This is a genomic window from Mucilaginibacter sp. CAU 1740 (genome assembly GCF_039839285.1).
Lineage (GTDB): Bacteria > Bacteroidota > Bacteroidia > Sphingobacteriales > Sphingobacteriaceae > Mucilaginibacter.
The window spans coordinates 163,667-182,512 of record NZ_JBDOQS010000018.1 but is presented as its reverse complement, the minus strand read 5'-3'; the positions used below and the strand labels follow the sequence as shown (position 1 = coordinate 182,512).

14 protein-coding genes are annotated in these 18,846 nt (G+C 44.2%); 8 read left to right on the top strand and 6 right to left on the bottom strand.

Going from position 1 to position 18,846, the window contains the following annotated elements; genetic code table 11:
* Nucleotides 1-361: 361 nt before the first annotated feature.
* From AAFN85_RS29645 to AAFN85_RS29630, 4 genes are all read left to right on the top strand, one after another.
* On the top strand, nt 362-763 hold the full coding sequence (locus AAFN85_RS29645; protein ID WP_347531592.1) for a BlaI/MecI/CopY family transcriptional regulator: 402 nt from the start codon (nt 362-364) through the stop codon (nt 761-763).
* A gap of 16 nt (nt 764-779) precedes the next feature.
* Nucleotides 780-2,393 (top strand): M56 family metallopeptidase, encoded by a 1,614-nt coding sequence (locus AAFN85_RS29640; RefSeq protein WP_347531591.1) that lies wholly within the window; start codon nt 780-782, stop codon nt 2,391-2,393.
* 160 nt (nt 2,394-2,553) lie between these two features.
* Complete coding sequence (locus AAFN85_RS29635; protein ID WP_347531590.1) at nt 2,554-3,423, top strand: hypothetical protein; 870 nt, start codon at nt 2,554-2,556, stop codon at nt 3,421-3,423.
* Nucleotides 3,424-3,506: 83 nt separating this feature from the next.
* A complete protein-coding gene (locus AAFN85_RS29630) occupies nt 3,507-4,223 on the top strand; it encodes a hypothetical protein (RefSeq protein ID WP_347531589.1) in 717 nt (238 codons plus the stop codon).
* Here AAFN85_RS29630 and AAFN85_RS29625 read toward each other — a convergent pair.
* Entirely contained in the window at nt 4,151-4,729 is a 579-nt protein-coding gene (locus AAFN85_RS29625; protein WP_347531588.1) for a Crp/Fnr family transcriptional regulator, read from the bottom strand. The genes AAFN85_RS29630 and AAFN85_RS29625 overlap by 73 nt on opposite strands.
* Before the next feature lie 110 nt (nt 4,730-4,839).
* On the opposite strand from AAFN85_RS29625, the gene mgrA reads away from it, so the two are divergent.
* The 4 genes from mgrA to AAFN85_RS29605 all read left to right on the top strand — a co-directional run bounded on the left by mgrA (nt 4,840) and on the right by AAFN85_RS29605 (nt 9,099).
* Entirely contained in the window at nt 4,840-5,835 is a 996-nt protein-coding gene (mgrA, locus tag AAFN85_RS29620) for an L-glyceraldehyde 3-phosphate reductase (protein ID WP_347531587.1), read from the top strand.
* A 164-nt stretch (nt 5,836-5,999) separates the two neighbouring features.
* On the top strand, nt 6,000-7,142 hold the full coding sequence (locus AAFN85_RS29615; RefSeq protein ID WP_347531586.1) for a hypothetical protein: 1,143 nt from the start codon (nt 6,000-6,002) through the stop codon (nt 7,140-7,142).
* A gap of 153 nt (nt 7,143-7,295) precedes the next feature.
* Complete coding sequence (locus AAFN85_RS29610; RefSeq protein WP_347531585.1) at nt 7,296-8,006, top strand: RNA ligase family protein; 711 nt, start codon at nt 7,296-7,298, stop codon at nt 8,004-8,006.
* Nucleotides 7,990-9,099 (top strand): AAA family ATPase, encoded by a 1,110-nt coding sequence (locus tag AAFN85_RS29605; RefSeq protein ID WP_347531584.1) that lies wholly within the window; start codon nt 7,990-7,992, stop codon nt 9,097-9,099. Before AAFN85_RS29610 ends, AAFN85_RS29605 begins: the two co-directional genes overlap by 17 nt.
* Nucleotides 9,100-9,217: 118 nt before the next feature.
* Here the strand turns inward: AAFN85_RS29605 and AAFN85_RS29600 are convergent, their stop codons facing one another.
* From AAFN85_RS29600 to AAFN85_RS29580, 5 genes are all read right to left on the bottom strand, one after another.
* On the bottom strand, nt 9,218-11,749 hold the full coding sequence (locus tag AAFN85_RS29600; protein WP_347531583.1) for a zinc-dependent metalloprotease: 2,532 nt from the start codon (nt 11,747-11,749) through the stop codon (nt 9,218-9,220).
* Between the two features lie 196 nt (nt 11,750-11,945).
* Complete coding sequence (locus AAFN85_RS29595) at nt 11,946-13,379, bottom strand: RagB/SusD family nutrient uptake outer membrane protein (RefSeq protein WP_347531582.1); 1,434 nt, start codon at nt 13,377-13,379, stop codon at nt 11,946-11,948.
* A gap of 12 nt (nt 13,380-13,391) precedes the next feature.
* Entirely contained in the window at nt 13,392-16,667 is a 3,276-nt protein-coding gene (locus AAFN85_RS29590; protein ID WP_347531593.1) for a SusC/RagA family TonB-linked outer membrane protein, read from the bottom strand.
* 228 nt (nt 16,668-16,895) lie between these two features.
* Nucleotides 16,896-18,050 carry a FecR domain-containing protein gene (locus AAFN85_RS29585; RefSeq protein ID WP_347531581.1) on the bottom strand — a complete coding sequence of 385 codons (1,155 nt, stop codon included), beginning with the start codon at nt 18,048-18,050 and terminating at the stop codon, nt 16,896-16,898.
* Nucleotides 18,051-18,126: 76 nt separating this feature from the next.
* Nucleotides 18,127-18,726, bottom strand: a complete 600-nt coding sequence (locus tag AAFN85_RS29580; RefSeq protein ID WP_347531580.1) for a sigma-70 family RNA polymerase sigma factor — start codon at nt 18,724-18,726, stop codon at nt 18,127-18,129.
* Between the last annotated feature and the right edge of the window lie 120 nt (nt 18,727-18,846).

Here is an 18,846-nt window from a genome sequence, read left to right as displayed (position 1 = left end):
TATAAAATAGTTAGGGCGGATATAACCCGAAGTCATACCGCCCTAAACAGGCTGGCATAGAGCCGCCTTAAGTAAACAAAATTAGAATTTATTTGATAATTAACACAGAATCTCTCTACGCTGCGCGTAAAGAGGGGAAACACATTGTTATTTTATTTTTCCTACCCTCTTTGCGGCTTGCCGCAGAGAGGGTGGTCCAGCGAAGCGTAGACCGGGTGAGTAGATTATGCGGCGTACAGATCAACATTATACCGCATAACTCTTTTATTTATAGTCTGCTATTTTGCCATTCTTCAAAAAAAATCAAATAAAAATAAACCTATCTATTGCAACGTACGTTTTTAATGCATACCTTTGGTTTATGAGTTTGTTTAAAAAGGATATCTCGGCTGATGCACCACCAACTAAAACTGAAATGGATGTTTTGCAGGTGTTGTGGCAATACGGACCTTCTACCGTAAGATTTGTGCACGATAAGCTTAATGAACAAAAAGAGGCGGTTATATACACCAGCACCTTGAAGCTGATGCAGGTGATGAAAGAGAAGGGGATGCTTGAGCGCGATGAAACCAATATGAAACACGTTTATAGTGCCTTGCTTGAAGAAAGCAAAGTGAAAGGAAACCTGCTTGGCCGCTTTGTTGATTCGATGTACAACGGTTCGCCGAGCGATTTAATGGTGGCCCTGTTAGGCAACGATAAAACATCGGCCGAAGAACTCAAAAAAATAAAAGAGCTGCTTAAAAACATGGACGATAAATAATTAAAACCTTACCCATATGCACCTGCTCCTTAACACAAACACCATTACCCAAAACCTGGTACAGGCCTTTAGCTGGATGCTGATCCATTCGCTATGGCAGGGCTTATTGTTGGCTGTTATTAGTGCGTTGGTAATGCTGCTTACCAAAAAAGCGAGCGCGGCCTTAAGGTACAACCTGGTATTGGTACAGTTTTTAATATTTGTGGCTGCCTGCATGTTCACATTTGTATGGGAGCTGAACAAGCCGCCGCAGCAGAGCATGGTGCAATTGGGAGATGCTATTGGCGGAAAAGCCTCTGCATTATTAAGCCTTAATGCCGATGGTGTACGAGCCTTTACTTATACCTGCGTAGGTTATTTTACGGCTAATGCGCCTTTGGTGGTGCTGCTATGGTTTGTGTTTTTCCTGTTTAGATGGGTACGGATGATGCGCGGATTGGTGTTTATCCGGGTAGCGAGGTACAGGCAGGTATCTGAACCTCCTCAGCACTGGAAAAACAGGGTTGAACTGCTTTGCCAAAAACTTCAGCTCAACAAAACGGTGAAACTGCTGGAATCGGGCTATGTAAAAGTACCTATGGTTATCGGTCATCTGAAACCGCTGATCCTGATCCCGGCGGGCTTGTTGGCCGGGCTTCCGCCCGAGCAGGTGGAGGCTGTACTACTACATGAACTGGCCCACATCCGCAGGTATGATTACGTGGTCAACTTTTTGCAAACCGTTGCCGAAACTGTTTTCTTTTTCAATCCCGGCTTATTGTGGATCTCGGCCTTGCTGCGCGATGAGCGGGAAAATTGCTGTGACGATATCGCCCTCGCCCAAACAAAAAATAAACGTGAATTTATCCAGGCGCTCATCAGTTTTAAAGAGCACTCGCTTTATGGCGCTGATTACGCTGTGGCTTTCCCCGGTAAAAAGAACCAGTTGCTGCAAAGGGTAAGCCGCATCTTAGGGCAGCGGAACAAGACGATAACCACCGGCGAGAAAGTGTTTTTAATAAGCGGAGTGATGATCTTATCTGCAATTATTGCCACCGCTGCCATTGCGCAGATCAGGAAGATCAACAAGCCTGTAGCTGGCAGTACCCCGGCACACAAACAAGAAGAGGTTATAGTAAAATCAGTTAACACACCTTCAGTAGCTATAGCCCGGCAGTTTGATAAGCCCAAACGGATACGGCAAAAAGCCCACGTGCAATTGCACCAGGCTGGAGCTTTTTCACAAAGCCAGGATTTGGCCGAAGTTAAACCGGTTTCAGCTCAAGAACAGCTTGAGCAGGACGCAATGGAAGCCAAGCAACGGGCTGAACGTGAAAGCGCGCAAATAGTATCCGAAAAAACAAAGGTAAACCCAGAGCTGGAGCAGGCTAAGCGAGATCAGGAGCAAGCCCGCCGCGACCAGGAACATGCCAAAGTTGATCAGGAGCAGGCCCGTCGTGATCAGGATCAGGCAAAACGCGACCAGGAGCAAGCTATGCGAGATCAGGCGCAGGCAAAATTGGATCAGCAACAGGCCATGCGCGACCAGGAGCAGGCCCGCCGCGACCAGGAACAGGCAAAACGGGAGCAGGCGCAAGTAAGCAAACCCAAAACAGAACCTATAAAACCCAAAACAAGCGTTCAGGAATAAGCAGGTAATTTCTTTTTATTTCGGTTGATAAAGCGGGAGTGCACCCTGTTTTAGAGGCCGGACTGTGTATTGATCAAAACTTTAATTAACAATTTTTAAAACTGCCCGCAAGGCGGATCGGAAACCTATTGCCCAATTTTTTAACCTTAAAATCAAAAAAATGAAACCAAATTATTTAAAAAGCGCCCTGTTGCTGATAGCCGCAACGGCCTTAACCAACGCTGCAAACGCCCAGAAACCGGCCAAAGGAAAACCTTACGTGGCCTATAATAATTACGATAACGTTAGCAATAAAGGCCATCAGCATATTCAAACTAACTTGAATGGTAAAACCTATCAAATGGAACTGGTAGATGATAAACTAACCGCTTTGGCTATTAACGGTGAAATTATCCCCTCAACCAAATGGAACGAGTACCGCAAAGAAGTAGCTTCCATTCGTGAGCAGATCAGGAAAGACCAGATCCAGGCTAAAAAAGACCAGGCACAGGCAAAACTCGATCAGGAACAGGCCCGCCGGGATCAGCAGCAAGCCAAACGCGATCAGGAACAGGCCGCCCGCGATCAGGCCCATGCCAAAGTTGAACAAGAGGAAGCCGCACGCGACCAACAGCAGGCCAAACGCGATCAGGAGCAAGCGGCCAAAGATCAGGAGCAAGCTAAACGTGACCAGGAACAAGCAACCCGCGACCAGGAGCAAGCCCGCCGCGATCAGGAACAAGCTAAGCGCGACCAGGAGCAGGCCTACTTAGATCAGGCCCAGGCAAAAAAAGACCAGGAACGCGCAGCCGAAGACCAACGCCTGTTAAAACAAATGACCAGCGACCTGGTGGCGGATAAAATTATCCCGAACGAAGAAGCCCTGCACGATATGTCATTCAATAGCGAAGAGCTGATAGTTAATGGCGTTAAACAGCCCGATAGCGTGTTTAAAAAATATGCTTCAAAATACAAGCGTTTTGCGCAGGGAAACAACTCATATGAAAACGGTAAAAAGCAGTTTAATGGTCTGCATATCCATCGTAATTGATTAGATTATTTATTAAATAAAAGGGTGCATCGTTTTAAATGATGTACCCTTTTTGTGTTAAATTAGATGCTTAATATACCCTGATGAAAGCCATCCTTATCACTGCTTTTTTACTTGTTTATTCCAGCTTCTTGTTTGCTCAGAAAGATAAAATTGCAACGGCCAGCGTTGGTGGCGTGCGCTACAAAGCTATTTTTAAAAACAATGATGATTTTGTTATAATAAAGGCAAAAGGTAAAGTAATAAACCGCTTGAATGCTGGTGGAATTTGGAAAATGAAGTTTATTGATTTTGATAGAGACGGTTATAAAGATTTGCTTATAGAATATTTTTCAAACACTCCCGGCGATAACGCGTTGTTCTTGTATAATAAAAGTATGCGAAACTTTACGGAGGTTAAAAACTTCGGATCTTTTGCAGCTGCTACCCGCCTGGGAAATACCAATTTATATTACTCCTATGAAAGAGCTGGCTGTGCCGATATGAATTGGAATAGTGATCTTTTTAAAATAAACAATTATAAAGCAATAGCAATTGGCCACATCGCGGGACTTGGTTGCGAAGGCGATAAAGAGGTTGGTGTGTTTATATCTAAGGTAAAAGGAGAAAAGCTCTTACCAATCAAGAGTTATCCAATTGGGGTGATAAAAAAATATAAAAGCTATAAATGGGTTTTATTAAACACTATTGGCAGGCTAACTATAAAAAATTCTTGTAGTTCACCTGTTTACTTCTTCAATCCCCTCGCCCTCAGTTTACTCAAAAACTCGGGCGAGATGCCAAGGTACGAAGCGATATAATGCTGCGGCACCCTTTGTGGTATGCCCGGGTACCGGTTAATAAACTCCTGGTATTTTTCCATGGCCGTGGTAGCAATAGTTTTAAATAGCCGCTTTTGCACCACGGTTAAGTGCCGCTGCAACATCAGCCTGAACATGCGCTCCAGTTTGGGTACTTCGGTAAGTAGGCGTTCTTTGCTTTCTCGGGTGAGGATGAGGAGTTCGCAATCTTCAAGGGTTTCGATATTCATGTAGGCCGGGGTTTGATCCTGGAAACTGGCCAGATCACTTACCCACCAGTCTTCCACAGCAAATTGCAGGGTTACCTCGGTTCCGTTCTCATCAACCGTGTATTCGCGGATGCAGCCTTTAATTACGTAAGCTTCAAAGTTGCATATATCACCGGCCTGCAATAAGCGCGTTTTTTTGGGTACCTGCCGATATTCCAGGATCTCATTAAACAAAGCCGTCTCTTCGGGAGTTAAATTTACCGACCGTGCCGCGTAATTGTTGATGCTTTGAAACATGGGGTAAATATACAAGCGGATAACTGTAATTACTTTGATTTCTTGTCCCAGTTCAACGGATTTTTAGGTGCAGATATCTCATCTTTGAAACTTTACTAATTATAATAAATATGACTTATCTACCTGATGCAAACCGTTACCAGGGCATGGAATACCGCCGTTGCGGTAACAGCGGCTTGAAACTACCTGCGGTATCGCTTGGCTTATGGCACAACTTCGGCGGTATTGATAGCCTGGAAAATGCCCGCAATATTTTACGTTTAGCTTTTGATAAAGGCATTACGCATTTTGATCTGGCCAATAATTACGGTCCGCCGCCGGGTTCAGCCGAAGAAACTTTTGGTCGTATTTTTAAGGATGATTTTAAAAGCTACCGCGATGAGCTGATCATTTCGAGCAAAGCCGGTTGGGGTATGTGGGAAGGGCCATATGGCGATTGGGGATCGAAAAAATACCTCGTTGCCAGTCTTGATCAAAGCTTAAAACGCATGGGCTTGGATTATGTAGATATTTTTTACCACCACCGCCCGGATCCCGAAACGCCTATTGAAGAAACTATGGGCGCTTTAGATCTCATCGTTCGCCAGGGTAAGGCTTTATATGTTGGTATCTCAAGCTACAGCGCCTCAGAAACTGAAAAAGCCGTAGCTGTATTAAAAGAATTAGGTACACCATGCTTAATTCATCAGCCTAAATACTCGATGTTTGATAGGTGGGTTGAAGGAGGCTTACTTGATGTGCTGGAAAATGAAGGCGTTGGTTGTATCCCATTCTCGCCGCTGGCGCAAGGTTTGTTAACCAATAAATACCTGAAAGGCATCCCTGAAGGTTCAAGGGCAGCCGCCCACCGTGGCAATGGTGCTATTGATGAAGATGCCATAACCGAGCAAAACATAGCCAAAGCTGCAAAGCTGAATGAAATTGCCTTGCAACGCGGCCAAAACCTGGCGCAAATGGCTTTGTCATGGATCTTAAAAGATAAACGGATCACTTCAGTATTGATCGGTGCAAGTAAGCCTGAACAGGTTACGGATTCTATCGGTTGTTTGGCTAATACTTCGTTTAGCGATGAAGAGTTGAAGCTGATCAATAGTATTTTGGCCTGATAACTATCTCCCCAGCGTCATTGCTCGTACCTCGCAATGATGGCTTTAATAGATTTAAACAGACTACAAGCCTGCGGTAATTGACGCGGGCTTTTTGTTTTAACATCGCGGTAAAGGTTTCGAAATATAAAATATGTAAGTTAGCGACCTAAACCATTATCACTTTGAAAAAGCCTGTCAAAAATATAGCCATTGCCGTTGTTATTTTAGCGGGGATATGGTTGCTGATCAGTCAATTTGTGTTTCGTATTGATTTGCCAACATTATCGGCTTTTAAGGAAAGTCATTTTGAGGTTTTTGCATCCAAACCCTTATATTATAAAATAGACGGCGATCTGTATTATACTGCGGATGGAAAAATAACATCTACCCTTAAGCCAATTTGGAAAGGTGATATTGAGGATGCTTTTATTGCGCCCGATGGTAAGCACGCCGTTATCTACAATAAAAATAAATTGCTGCTTATTGATAATAAAGGCAAGTCACTTTTTAAAATAGATGATTGTACTGAGCTCAACGTGGTAGCGGAAAATCGGGCTAACGGAAGGTTTATTGCTCCATCGATACAATGGAACCAAAATTCAGATTCCTTTTTGATTTTACAGGATAGAGTATGGGAGGGGAATTATAGTAAGAAAAACAGGTCAAGCATTTATAGGTACGGTATAGCCGATGGTGTATTTAAATTGTTAGTTGATCTTGACGAAGAGGTAGCTGACGAATTTTTATTCAGTACTGACCCAACGAAACTGTACTATGAATTTGCAACATCAAAAGGCAATCTCGCTTTTAAAAAAATAGACCTCAAAAGCCGCAAGGCACTATCTGAACATTTTAGCGATGACAGTTTGAGACTGCGAGGCATTAACGCGGATAGTATTTACTTGAATTATCATCCAAGCTTATTTGAGCAAAACCGTTATGACCTTGGTGGCGTAGTTACAACTGTAGGCCTGGGCAATGATATTACCGGACTATATTATAGAGATAAAGACAGCAAGACTGCTCTCCTGCTATCTGGTAAAAATGGGTATGCGAGTTTTAAAGGCGTCGGTTTTGATTTTTTTTCGGGTGGATACTTTTTGCCGGGTAACCGCTTTTTTATTGCTTATATTAATGCTAAGAAATTTACCGGCCAAGTGGTAATTGATATTCAAACCTTAAAGATCATGAAGCTGCCAAAACCAGCAAGTTTCTATTTTAACATCAATACAAAGGATTGTAGGGACTTTGTTTTTAGATACGAGATAGAGCCTCATGTAAACTATCCAAATACGATTGCTACTAAAATAGAAAAAGGCGAATAGCTATTTCAGATCGCTTTGCTATCTTTGTCCGAATAAAATAAGAAACTCTCAAAAATTTGAGCCATGTAATCTCATTAGCATAAACGTTTAATGAGCTTCCCCATCCCAGGGGAGGAGGTGAATTTCTATTTCTTTTAATTAAAATTTTACAACATGGCTATATCACAAAAATATGGTCGTACGTATCATTATCCGTTTTCGCCGGGTACCACCAGCGACGACAGGATACAGCACGACTATTGGCAACATATACAACAAATACCCACGCTTATCCATACCGAAAAACTGGATGGCGAAAATAACTGCTTGTCGCGGCATGGCGTTTTTGCACGTTCGCATGCCGCACCAACGGTTTCGGGCTGGACGGAGAGTATCCGCAGGTTTTGGCAATTGATCAAAAATGATCTGGGCAACCTGGAGATCTTTCTCGAAAACCTCTATGCTATCCATTCTATCGAATACCGCAACCTCGAACATCATTTTTATGTGTTCGGGATCCGCGAGCACGACAGATGGTTAAGCTGGGAAGAAACTAAATTTTATGCAGCAATGATTGGTTTGCCAACTGTACCTGAACTGGCAACAGTTCATCAGCCTGAAGATCAAATACTGTTTGAGCAACAAACGCTTGAACTAACCAAAGGCAGGGGCAGGTTTGATCCGCATGATGTAATAAGCGGGCAACCGGCAACCATCGAAGGCATAGTATCCCGCAACGCGGATGCTTACGCGGTAGATAATTTTGCGCATAATGTATTTAAATATGTACGAAAAGGGCACGTTAAAACCGACCAGCATTGGACACGCAGCTGGAAACGTGCGCCCTTAAAAAAAGAAGGAGGTACCTATGTGGACCATTACTGAAAATAAAGATTGGGCACATCTTGAAACCCGTTTTGATAGGGTAAAACGGATGGAAGATGTGCCTCAAGATGAGATCTATCACGCCGAAGGCAATGTAGCAATCCACACCCAAATGGTGCTGGATGCGTTAGTGGCTGAAACGGCTTATCAACAGCTATCACCCCCGGAACAGGAAATACTTTGGGCTGCAGCATTACTGCACGACGTAGAGAAATACAGCACCACGGTAATTGAGCCGGACGGTCGGATCACCTCAAACGGGCATGCCCGCAAAGGCGCTATGACGGCCCGGCAGATCCTTTACCGGGAAATACCAACGCCCTTCGCCATTCGCGAGCAGGTTGTTGGCCTGGTACGCTATCATGGCCTGCCGCTTTGGGTATTTGAAAAGCCAGATCCGGCAAAAGCCCTAATTATGGCAAGCATGGAGGTAAACACCCAATGGCTGGCTTTACTGGCCCGTGCTGATGTATTGGGCAGGATCTGTAATGATCAAGCCGAAATGTTGTATAAAATTGATTGCTTTGAAGCCTTTTGTCGCGAACAAAATTGCTGGGGCAAGGCCCGGAGTTTTGAAACTGGCGAGGCGAAAATGTACTACATGCAACATGAAGTTGCTTACCCGGATTATGTGCCTTTTGAGCAGTCCGCTTTCGAGGTGATATTGATGAGTGGCTTGCCCGGAGCAGGAAAAAACACTTACATCAAAAAGCACTACCCTGATATGCCGGCGGTTTCGCTTGATGATATCCGTGTTGCCTGGGGCATATCGCCTACAGATAAAAGCGGCAACGGCACAGTGATACAGGAGGCTAAAGAACAAGCCCGTGTGTTGCTAAGAAAGCAGAAAAGCTTTATCTGGAATGCTACCGATATTACCCGGCAAATGCGCCTGCAATTGGTTGAGTTATTTACTACTTATAAAGCAGCTGTGAAGATAATTTATGTAGAAGCGCCTTATGCTGATCTGTTAAAGCAGAACAGGAATAGGGAAGAGGCAATACCGGATGCAGTATTGGAACGGCTGACCGATAAACTGGAAGTACCGGCATTATGGGAGGCACATAAAGTTGTGTTTCATACCTCAGATTAAAAAAACAAAGCACCGCCACTCCAGGCGGTGCTTTTGTTGATAAACTAAAACTGATTTTCACTGAAGGTTAAAAATAAAGAACGAGGAGTATTTTTAGCTTTTGGTTGTCCCGGTGGTATTAAGCGTTATCTTTTGGTTTAAGGGCGTTATTAATGCGCTCGTATAGATCTGTTAAATGAGCGCGTGTAACCCCGTTTGTACCCACCGAAGCAGCTTTCATTTGCGCGGCTAATGATTTGGCGTGTGCTTTCACTATAGATAGGCCATCGTTATCCATGCCTGTTGTTGGCTTGTTGATAATAGCGATCAAACCTTCAACGTAAACCTTTTGCAAATCGCGGCGGTAAATGCTGATAGCTTTATGGGCTGGCAGTTCTGAGAAGATACCTTTTCTGAGGTCGGTAAGCATCTCGTTAACTGAATAAGCTTTATCGCCATAATTGTGCTCCTGGCTAAGCATGTTTACAATGCGCTGCGCGCTGATCAGTTGTAGTAAAACACCCTTTTGTACCCTGGCAACTATCGTAAAATCAGTAGTGCTGTTGTTGTACAATTTATTATCCATCAACCAGTATGGTGTTGTGAAAAGCTGATCCTGCAAAAAGGCCATCGCCCTTTTTTGTTTCGCTTTTTCAACTACTGCGTAAACCGGGCCGGCTTGTTCAACTGTTTTGGGGGTAGTATATAAGCCACCTATGTGTTTTAAAACATGGCCCATAAAACGTTGGTATTCGGTAACTACCTCGGTGTACATATCAGCGATCCTGTCGTAGTTTTCGTTAGGCTCTTTTAACCAGGTGGTTAGGTTTGGTACGACGCGTTTCAGGTTTTTGATACCGTAGGTGCTGGCCAGCATGGCATCGTCGCCAAGATCTTCGCTTTGATCGCGTGGGTCAAGGTTGCTGCCTTTGTAAATGTCGTTGCTGTATGGATCAACCTGGCTGCCGTAAAAATACTGCTTGCCCGATGCCAGCTTGTCGATCATCCATTTGTTGAGGATCGGTTTTTCATCATTAGTGGTTTTGGCATCAGGGATCAGCTTATAGCCCCATTCAATGGCCCATTTATCATAATCGCCAATGCGCGGGAAGATGCCTTTCTCCGAGATATTATCCTCTGGTTGGGCTACATAATTAAAGCGGGCATAATCCATAATAGATGGCGTGTGGCCATGCGCCTCAACCCAGGCTTTGTTACGCAGGTTGGCAACCGGTACGGTTGACGATGAACCGAAGTTGTGCATCAAACCCAAAGTATGCCCGATCTCGTGCGATGATACAAAGCGGATCAGCTGGCCCATCAGTTCATCATCCAGCTGAGGTTTGCGTGCACGCGGATCAATAGCGCCAGCCTGTACGGTGTACCAGTTTTGCACCAACGTCATTACGCTGTGGTACCAGTTAATATGTGTTTCCAGGATCTCGCCGGTGCGGGGATCTTTAATGCTTGGTCCGCTGGCATTTGGTACCGATGATGGCTTATAAACCAATACCGAATGGCGGGCATCATCAATACTCCAGGTAGAATCATTAAGCGGCGCGTCTTTAGCTACGATAGCGTTTTTAAAACCTGCTTTTTCAAAAGCTGCCTGCCAATCGTTAATACCTTGTTTCAGGTATGGTACCCATTTTTTGGGCGTAGCCGGATCAACGTAGATAACAATTGGTTTTTGAGGCTCAACCAATTCGCCACGTTTGTACTTGTCCATATCCTCGGGCTTGGGTTCCATGCGCCAGCGCCATATGTAGCTGGTACTGGCAACGCCGTGAGGGTTTACATCAAAATCTACGTAAGAGTTAGAAAAGAAACCTATCCTCGGATCGGCTAAGCGGGCTTTCATAGGTACAGAAGGTAACAGCACTATCGAGCTGTTAAACTCGAACGTAAAAGGAGGAGGCGTACCACCAAAAGGTGAAGGTTTCTGGTTGTATGTTTTTACCGAGCGAATCTCCACATTGGTAGGGAAAGCTTTGGCATCGTCAATAAAGCCCCGGTCTACAGCCATAAATCCCAATAAACCACGCACAAAGGGATCGCCAAGGGCAAAAATGCTATTATCAGCATTGATAAAATCAGTCATGTCTATCACACTGCTTTTACCTTCCTTGTTTAATGCTTTAATAGGGAACGCGCCTTGTATGGTTTGGTAATTACTGTTGATCAATGAGCGCGATAAGCCGTTTTCGGTAGTATCGTTCGAAAACTCGCGGAAAGCTACAGAGCGCATCACAATTTTATCGCCCGGTACTTTTTCAAACTCAATTACCGATTGTGCCGCCTCATCACCGGCATAGCTCATGTAGCCGCCCGGCAACCTGAACCCTGATGGCGCTTTATCAATGCGCGTTACCACAAGGATATCTTTATTCAACAACGAGTCGGGAATTTCGAACAGGTATTTATCGGCAACAAGATGCAGCGAGAAAAAGCTTTTCAGCGTTTTAGCCGTGGCCGGTACCACTTCTTTATAAGGTTTAAGTGAAGTGGTTGGCTTGGCTGCTGCCAGTTGCGCCAGTGATTTAGCCTTGGCAGTATCAACCGCTGCGGTGGCTTTTTTTGATTTTTTCTGGGCATCGGCAGCGCCAACGGCCAGGCTAAGCACGGCGGCGAGCATCAATGCCCGGCCGGCTTGTTTTTGATAGTTATACATTAGTTTGATTAGTTTGTTCTCTGTTTAAAAGCAGGGCCATGCGCGATTCCCCTCTCGAGAGGGGTGGAGGGGTGTGTTTAGTAAAGCGGCAAAAAATATCGCTGAAACACACCCCTTCTACCGCACAGTTCCTCCGCTCCCCCTCTCTCAAGAGGGGATTAAAAAAGCTTTCGAAAAGTAGCCAGTGGCTTAAATTTTAATTATAACCTGGGTTTTGTACAAGGTTAGGATCCGCCAAAATATCGGATGGCGGTATAGGCATCAACTGTTTATAAGTGGCCCATGTACCACCTTTGGCTGGCGCAACGGTATTCATTACATTGTTTAACAAATTGTTACGTTTTAAATCAAACCAGCGGTGTCCCCACTCGGTAAACAGTTCTACCTGTCTTTCGTGCAAAATGGCGGTGATCATATCCGCCTGGCTTGATGCTGTTGTAGCTCCCAAACCCGCACGTGTGCGGATGGCATTCAGGTCGGTAGCTGCACCGTTGATGTTGCTTTGCTGTGCTCTTGTTTCGGCGCGGATCAGGTACTGCTCAGATAAACGCATCACTATAGGATATTCGGTAACCGCAACACTCGAACTTAACGACGATACCTTGTATTTATTTGCGTAATAAAAAGTAGTAGGCGTAGCGGTTGCGGTAGTAAATGTGCCTACCCAATTGGCAAAGCGCGCGTCGTTAGGTTCAAAAGCATTTTTTAACTGCGTACTTATCGGAAACTGGGTAAATAAAGTATATGAAGCGTTAACAATTAAATATGCTCCATCAATGGTATTAAGGTACGTGAGCGATGTTGGCTGTAGCGCCCAAATGGTTTCTTTACTTCCTTTTAAAAATACTTGGTTTAGGTCGTTCACTAAGTTATAATTGGAGCTGGTAATAACTGTACCTGCTTGATCTTCGGCATTTTTCCAGTCGCGTAAATACAGGTATTCCCTTGCCAGCATAGCGGTTGCTGTTAGTTTGTTTGGGCGTACGCGATCGGTAACCTTCGCACCATTGGCATCAACGTAATTATCCGGCAAAGCGGCCTGCGCGGCTTTCAAATCGTCAAGGATCTGCTTGTTCAATGCATCGGTAGTGCTGTTGCCTATTACATTGTTTATCGTGTAATCTGTGCTGATAGTTAGCGGCGGCGTGCCATACAGGTTTTGGGCATAAAAGAAAATAAATCCTCTTAAAAACTTCACTTCACCCAGCAACTGGTTTTTTACATTCCCGGTAACCGCGGGGGAGTTAGATATACCCTCGATAGCCGTGTTACAAAAGTAAAGGAGTCTATAAAACTCGCTCCAAAAAGCAGGCGGCGTAACCGACGAATAAGTGTTGGTATAAAAAGGACCGAAACTTGAGTTAGAAGTACTGATGTTAGTTAGCTCATCGGCAGCAAGGCCCATATTAAGGCTCACACTGTTTACTCCTTGAAAGAAAGATCCTTGCGACATAATTGAATAAATACCTGCAACCACAGACTGTGCAGCGGTATTTGAAGAAAAAGCGTTGCCACTGTTGGCGTTGGTTAACGATGGGCCAACTTCGATAGCTTTTTTGCAACTGCTTGCTAAAACCAGCATAAGCACGGCAGCACCTATATGAATTGATTTTACATTTAAAAGTTTCATGTTTTACTCTGATTAAAGTGATGCCTGGATTCCGAAAGTTATTGTTCTTAATGGCGACAAACGCAGGTAATTCTGGGTCTCGGGATCGGTGAATTTATACTTGCTGATGGTAGCCAGGTTTTCGCCCAATGCGTATACTTTAAGCGATCTTAAATGCAGCCTTGTGGCCAATTGGGTTGGAAATTGGTAACCAAGCGATGCATTTTGCAGGCGGATATATGAGGCATCGCTATAGTAAGCATCCAGGTTGCGGTTGATATTAAGTTTGCTTAGCAGGGCAGGGCTAAATGAACTGGTTGCTTTTTGATACGTTGCAACATCTCCCGGTTGGCGCCACCTATCAAGCAGTTGTACCGGCACGTTACTATTGCTAAAGCCAGGGAAGGTGGCTGAAACAATTTGCCCGAACGGACTTTGACCAAGCTGTTTAATTCCGCGGAATAAAACATTAAGTGAAAACCCTTTATAAGAGAATGTATTGGCCATTGAGCCGAAATAATCGGGGTTAAGGTTTATCAGTTTAATCTGATCGCTGCTGTTGCTGGCCGGTGCAGATACGATGGCTCCGTTACGATCGTAAAACTGGTATAAGCCTGTTTGTTGGTTAACACCTGCATAACGGTTAACAAAAAAGCTATTAACTGATTGATTAAGCATTTGCAGGTAAGCTGATGACGCTGCATTAGGGAAAGCTAAAAGCTTGTTTCGCTGCCTGCTGAATGTAAGGTTTGTTGTCCATGTAAAATCGCCTGATCGTACGTTAACCGTATTAAGGGTGATATCAAAACCCTTATTCTGTATTTTGGCCGGAATATTTTGCTGGATGGTAAGGAAGCCGGTTGTTGATGAAAGCGGAACCGCCGAAAGGATGTTAACCGTTTTGTTAATGAAATAGTTAGCATCAATGCCTATACGGCCGTTCAGGAATTGCAGCTCGGATCCAAAGTTAAGTTTTCGGGTGGTTTCCCAGGTAAGATATGGATTGGCAAGATTATTTGGTATCAGGCCCGGAGTGCTCTGGTATGGGGTGCTTGATGTTACCGGGGTAAAGTTTTGCAGGTACAGGTAATTACCTATCTGGTCGTTACCGGTTTCGCCGTAGCTAACTTTTAATTTACCAAAGCTCAGGAATGGGGCAACCCGTTTAACCAGGTTTTCCGAACTGAACAACCATGCGCCGCCTGCGGCGTAAAATGTATGGAATTGACGATCTTGGCCAAAACGGCTGGAACCATCGTACCTGCCCGATACATTAACAATGTATTTGTTATCCCAATTATAATTAGCGCGACCAAAAAATGCAGCGTATTTGTAGTTAAATGCGGCGTAACCCTGGCCAAGAGGCGTTACCCCGGTGCCGGCGGCCAGGTTATTGATCAGCAAATCGCTGGTGTAACCATTAGCCTGCAATTGTGTGGCATCGGTCATTTGTTTTTGCAAACTCCCGCCAAAAGTTAACCCTAACAGGCCTTTGCCATCTGTGCGGCTATAGTTTAATTGTGGTTCAACGCTCCAGTAACTCCTGTTGTTATAAGTATAGTTTGCCGAACCTTTTGATCCCAACGCCACCGACGATGGAAGTATTGACGCAACCGTGTTAGCTAAAAACTCGGTATTGTTTTGTTTATTATAGCCCATGGTAGCCTGCGCTGTAAGGCCTTTTAAAAGCTGATAACTTAATTGCAGGCTGCTGTTAAAGTTGGTTAAAGCTGTGCGGGCAATAGTTTTGCTTGCCAGCAATGGGTTTATAAATGTGTTATTTTCAAAATTAAGTGAACCATCCGGTTTATACAGCACGGGGCTGTTGGGTGCCATAGTGAAGGCAGAGCTGCTTAAATCGGCATTAGAGATGTTATTATCGCTATTGGTATAGCCGCCGCTAAAAGCCATATTAAAGCGTTTGTTGCTGCTTGATGAGTTAAGGCTAAAATGCAATGATGATACCTGCTCGCGGCCGCCTATCAATTCCTGCACGTTGGTTTGCCTGCGGAAGTTACCGCTCACCAAATAGGAAATATTGGGTGCACCGCCCGAAATACTTACCTGCGCGTTGGTGTTATGGCCCTGTCCGCCTAAAAATAATTGAGGGTAGTTTGTATAACGGGTTGTATCCCATGTGCCGTTCAGGTCGTAATCATTGGGCCCAATGGCCGCGTTATCATTCTTTTTAGCTTCGTGACGCAGGGCAAGATACTGTTGTGTGTTCAATAACTGGGGGAGCTTAGCTTCCTCGCTGAAACCGCTAAAAACATTAACATCAATTTTGGCATCTCCACTTTTGCCTTTTTTAGTCGTGATCAGGATAACACCATTAGCACCCCTTGACCCATATATCGCGGTAGCATCAGCATCCTTTAAAACGTTTACGCTTTCAATATCCAGCGGGTTAATTAAGCTTAAAGCATCGTAAGCCCTGCTGGTTGAACCCAGGTAGTTAGATTTTTGGGATGAGAAAGCACCGCCATTAAACGGAACTCCATCAACAACATATAGCGGATCGCTACTGGTGGTTAAGCCATTTTGCCCGCGGATAACCACAGAATACGTGCTGCCTGCCTGTCCGGAAGCCTGGGTTACCACCATGCCCGGAACCGTACCCTGTAGTACCGATAATACGTTACCTACCGGATAGTTTTCAATTTGTTTGGCAGTAACGGTTGTTTGATCGCCGGTATTGAAACGTTTGGTGGTTTGGCCGTAACCAATAACCTGGATCTCATCTAACTGCCCAACATCAGGCTTCATGGTAATGGTAACGCCAATTTTTAGGTTTTTTATCAGGATCTCCTGGGTTATGTAACCAACGTAGGTTATTTGCAAAGCGGCATTATCGGCCGGGTCAACAATAACCCCGGTAAATAAACCTTGCTGGTTGGTGATCCAAACGTTTTGGGCGTTTTTTAGCTTGATAGAAACTCCTGGCAGGGGATGCCCGGTTTCGTCAACAACTTTGCCCGATATTAAAACGTTGTTCTGCAAAACAACAGTGGGCAAATCTTTGCGCTTAACAACAATGCTTTTATCTACTATCAGATAGTCAAGCGGTTTGTTTTTAAAGCATTTTTCAAGTACCTCATCAATGGTGGCGTTATCAATTTCCACATTGATCTTCGGCATATTTTTGAGGGCATTGGCTTTGTAAAAGAAGGAATAGCCGCTTTGCTTTTCAATTTGTTTAAAAAGAGTTTCGATGCTGATGTTGCTCGCATTAATATTAATGCGCTGGCCATAAACGGCTGCGTTCACCTGCATGAAACCGATAAAAATGAGCAAAGTGGTTAACTTCATCACCAATAGTAATTTTTTTAGGCGCGTATGGGTAATACGCTGCAAACAAGAAGTAGAAAAATACATACTTTTGTACGGTTTTGGGTTTCAGTAAAGTTTGTTTAGTCAGATAAATTAAATGGAAGTTGGCCCAAGCTATTGGCCGGACAGTGTTGCAACCACTTTCCGGTTTTTTTGTGCCTTCCGGGCACGGATGGCCTCGCCACCACGCGGGTTATAACGAAGTAATTATTTTACAATAATCTTTCTCCCTTCTATTTTAAAGTTAACACCCGAAAATTCAAGTAATTTTAATGCTTTAGCGAGGGTCATATCGCGCGAAAATGTGCCCGTAAAAACATCGTCGGCCGCAATTTTGCCTTCATATTCTATCTCCACATCGTACCAGCGACTCAATTGTCGCATTACGGTTTTAATATCTGTATTACCAAAACGGAATTTGCCATCCTTCCATGCAGTGATCGCGTCAATATCTTCAACCTCACTTACTTTGATAGCGGCGTTGGTTTCATTATTGCTGATAGAGGATTGCTGGCCTGGTTTAAGCGTAGCAGTTAAAGCCCCTTTGGCGACTTTTACTGATCCTTCTAACAAGGTAGTGTTGAGTGAGGCTTCGTCTTTATAACCATTTATATCAAAATGGGTTCCTAACACCTCGATATTTTGCCCGGCCGATGCTACATGGAAAGGCATCGCCTTGTTTTTAACTACTTCAAAATAGGCCTCGCCACTTAGTTCAACATCACGCTCCTTGCCGTTAAACGCGGTTGGGAATTTTAATGATGATGCCGCGTTTAACCAAACCTGTGTGCCATCGGGCAAGGTAACATGATATTGACCGCCACGTGGGGTAGTAATAGTGTTGTAGGTTACTTCGGATGAACCCGTTCCCAAAGCCGCCGATAGATAGGAAAGCATACCGCTACCAGTTTTCTGTACCACTGTTTTACCCTGGGTGGCCAGTTTGCCGTTTTTACTATCGTCAAGCACCAGTTTCGAACCGTCGGCAAGGGTAAGGATGGCTTTGTTGCCGCCCGGGGCTATATCATTAAGGGCAAGGGCATTGCTGTTTTGCGCCGAATGCCTGTAATAATAAAACGTAATGCTTATGGATAGCAGCATAGCGGCCGCTATCCATTTTACATAGGTAAGGGTGATGATTTTGTTATTTTGGGTGGGGTATTGTTTAGGTTGGGTTGTGCTAATGTAGGTTTGCAGGGCGGCATAGGTACCCTGCTTCATTCCCTCCAGCTCTTCATCGCTTTTGGAAAGCTCGGCACCGTTTAGCTCATCGTACCAATTTTCAATAAGCACGCGTTCATCGGGCGTTGCAGTGCCCAAATTGTACTTCGAAATCAGTTTTTTTAACTCTTGCTCTTCCACAATATGTTGTTTATATATACATATGCGTTTAAGAAGCTAAAAGTACTATACGATTTTACAATTTATTTGAAAAAAGTTAATGGTGTAGTAATAAAGGTATGTAGCAAACCATAAAACCCACGGTGGCAATGGGCGAATTATAGTCTTTTAAACATAAACGTAACCTTCCGTAGGCGTTTTGGAGTTGATTTTTTACTGTTTGCTCGGATAGGTCGAGTTTTTCGGCTATTTCGCGGATGGAAAAGTTGTCTTCTTTTTTTAATAGATAAATTTCCCGCATACGCTCAGGCATTTTTGTAACCTCGCCGGCAATTACTGTTTCAAGTTCCTGGTTTAACAGCAAGTTTTCTGATGATGGATCGAAAGGGTTATCGGTAATAGCTGCCGATTGCGTGTATCTTAAATGTATTTCTGATTTTTCGAACTCACGCAGGGTTTTATTGCGTAGCGTGCCATATAAAAAGGGGAGGATCTCCTGCGGCTCGCCAAGTTTATCAAGATTATCCCAAAGCACCATAAAGGCTTCCTGAACTAAGTCCTTCGATATGTCCTCGGCCTGGGTTTTGCGGTAGGCGTGGCGGTAAAGCTCGTTCCAATACTCATTAAAAGCAGTTTCAAATACCTGGATCTTTTCCGACCAAACCACAGAAAGCTTATTGTGAGCACTATCCCGCATCAAAAATCAATTAGTTTTTTAAAGATACGAAAATATTGAAAAGTGAGAGATTAACAGTTGTGGATAACAACGGAATTGAATTTAAAAAGCCGTCATTGTGAGGTACGAAGCAATCGCGAA

Bases quoted from the DNA above. Each gene is read 5' to 3' on its own strand.
- AAFN85_RS29645 (WP_347531592.1), top strand. From the start codon at position 362: ATGAGTTTGTTTAAAAAGGATATCTCGGCTGATGCACCACCAACTAAA.
- AAFN85_RS29640 (WP_347531591.1), top strand. From the start codon at position 780: ATGCACCTGCTCCTTAACACAAACACCATTACCCAAAACCTGGTACAG.
- AAFN85_RS29635 (WP_347531590.1), top strand. From the start codon at position 2,554: ATGAAACCAAATTATTTAAAAAGCGCCCTGTTGCTGATAGCCGCAACG.
- AAFN85_RS29630 (WP_347531589.1), top strand. From the start codon at position 3,507: ATGAAAGCCATCCTTATCACTGCTTTTTTACTTGTTTATTCCAGCTTC.
- AAFN85_RS29625 (WP_347531588.1), bottom strand. From the start codon at position 4,729: ATGTTTCAAAGCATCAACAATTACGCGGCACGGTCGGTAAATTTAACT.
- mgrA (WP_347531587.1), top strand. From the start codon at position 4,840: ATGACTTATCTACCTGATGCAAACCGTTACCAGGGCATGGAATACCGC.
- AAFN85_RS29610 (WP_347531585.1), top strand. From the start codon at position 7,296: ATGGCTATATCACAAAAATATGGTCGTACGTATCATTATCCGTTTTCG.
- AAFN85_RS29605 (WP_347531584.1), top strand. From the start codon at position 7,990: ATGTGGACCATTACTGAAAATAAAGATTGGGCACATCTTGAAACCCGT.
- AAFN85_RS29600 (WP_347531583.1), bottom strand. From the start codon at position 11,749: ATGTATAACTATCAAAAACAAGCCGGCCGGGCATTGATGCTCGCCGCC.
- AAFN85_RS29595 (WP_347531582.1), bottom strand. From the start codon at position 13,379: ATGAAACTTTTAAATGTAAAATCAATTCATATAGGTGCTGCCGTGCTT.
- AAFN85_RS29590 (WP_347531593.1), bottom strand. From the start codon at position 16,667: ATGAAGTTAACCACTTTGCTCATTTTTATCGGTTTCATGCAGGTGAAC.
- AAFN85_RS29580 (WP_347531580.1), bottom strand. From the start codon at position 18,726: ATGCGGGATAGTGCTCACAATAAGCTTTCTGTGGTTTGGTCGGAAAAG.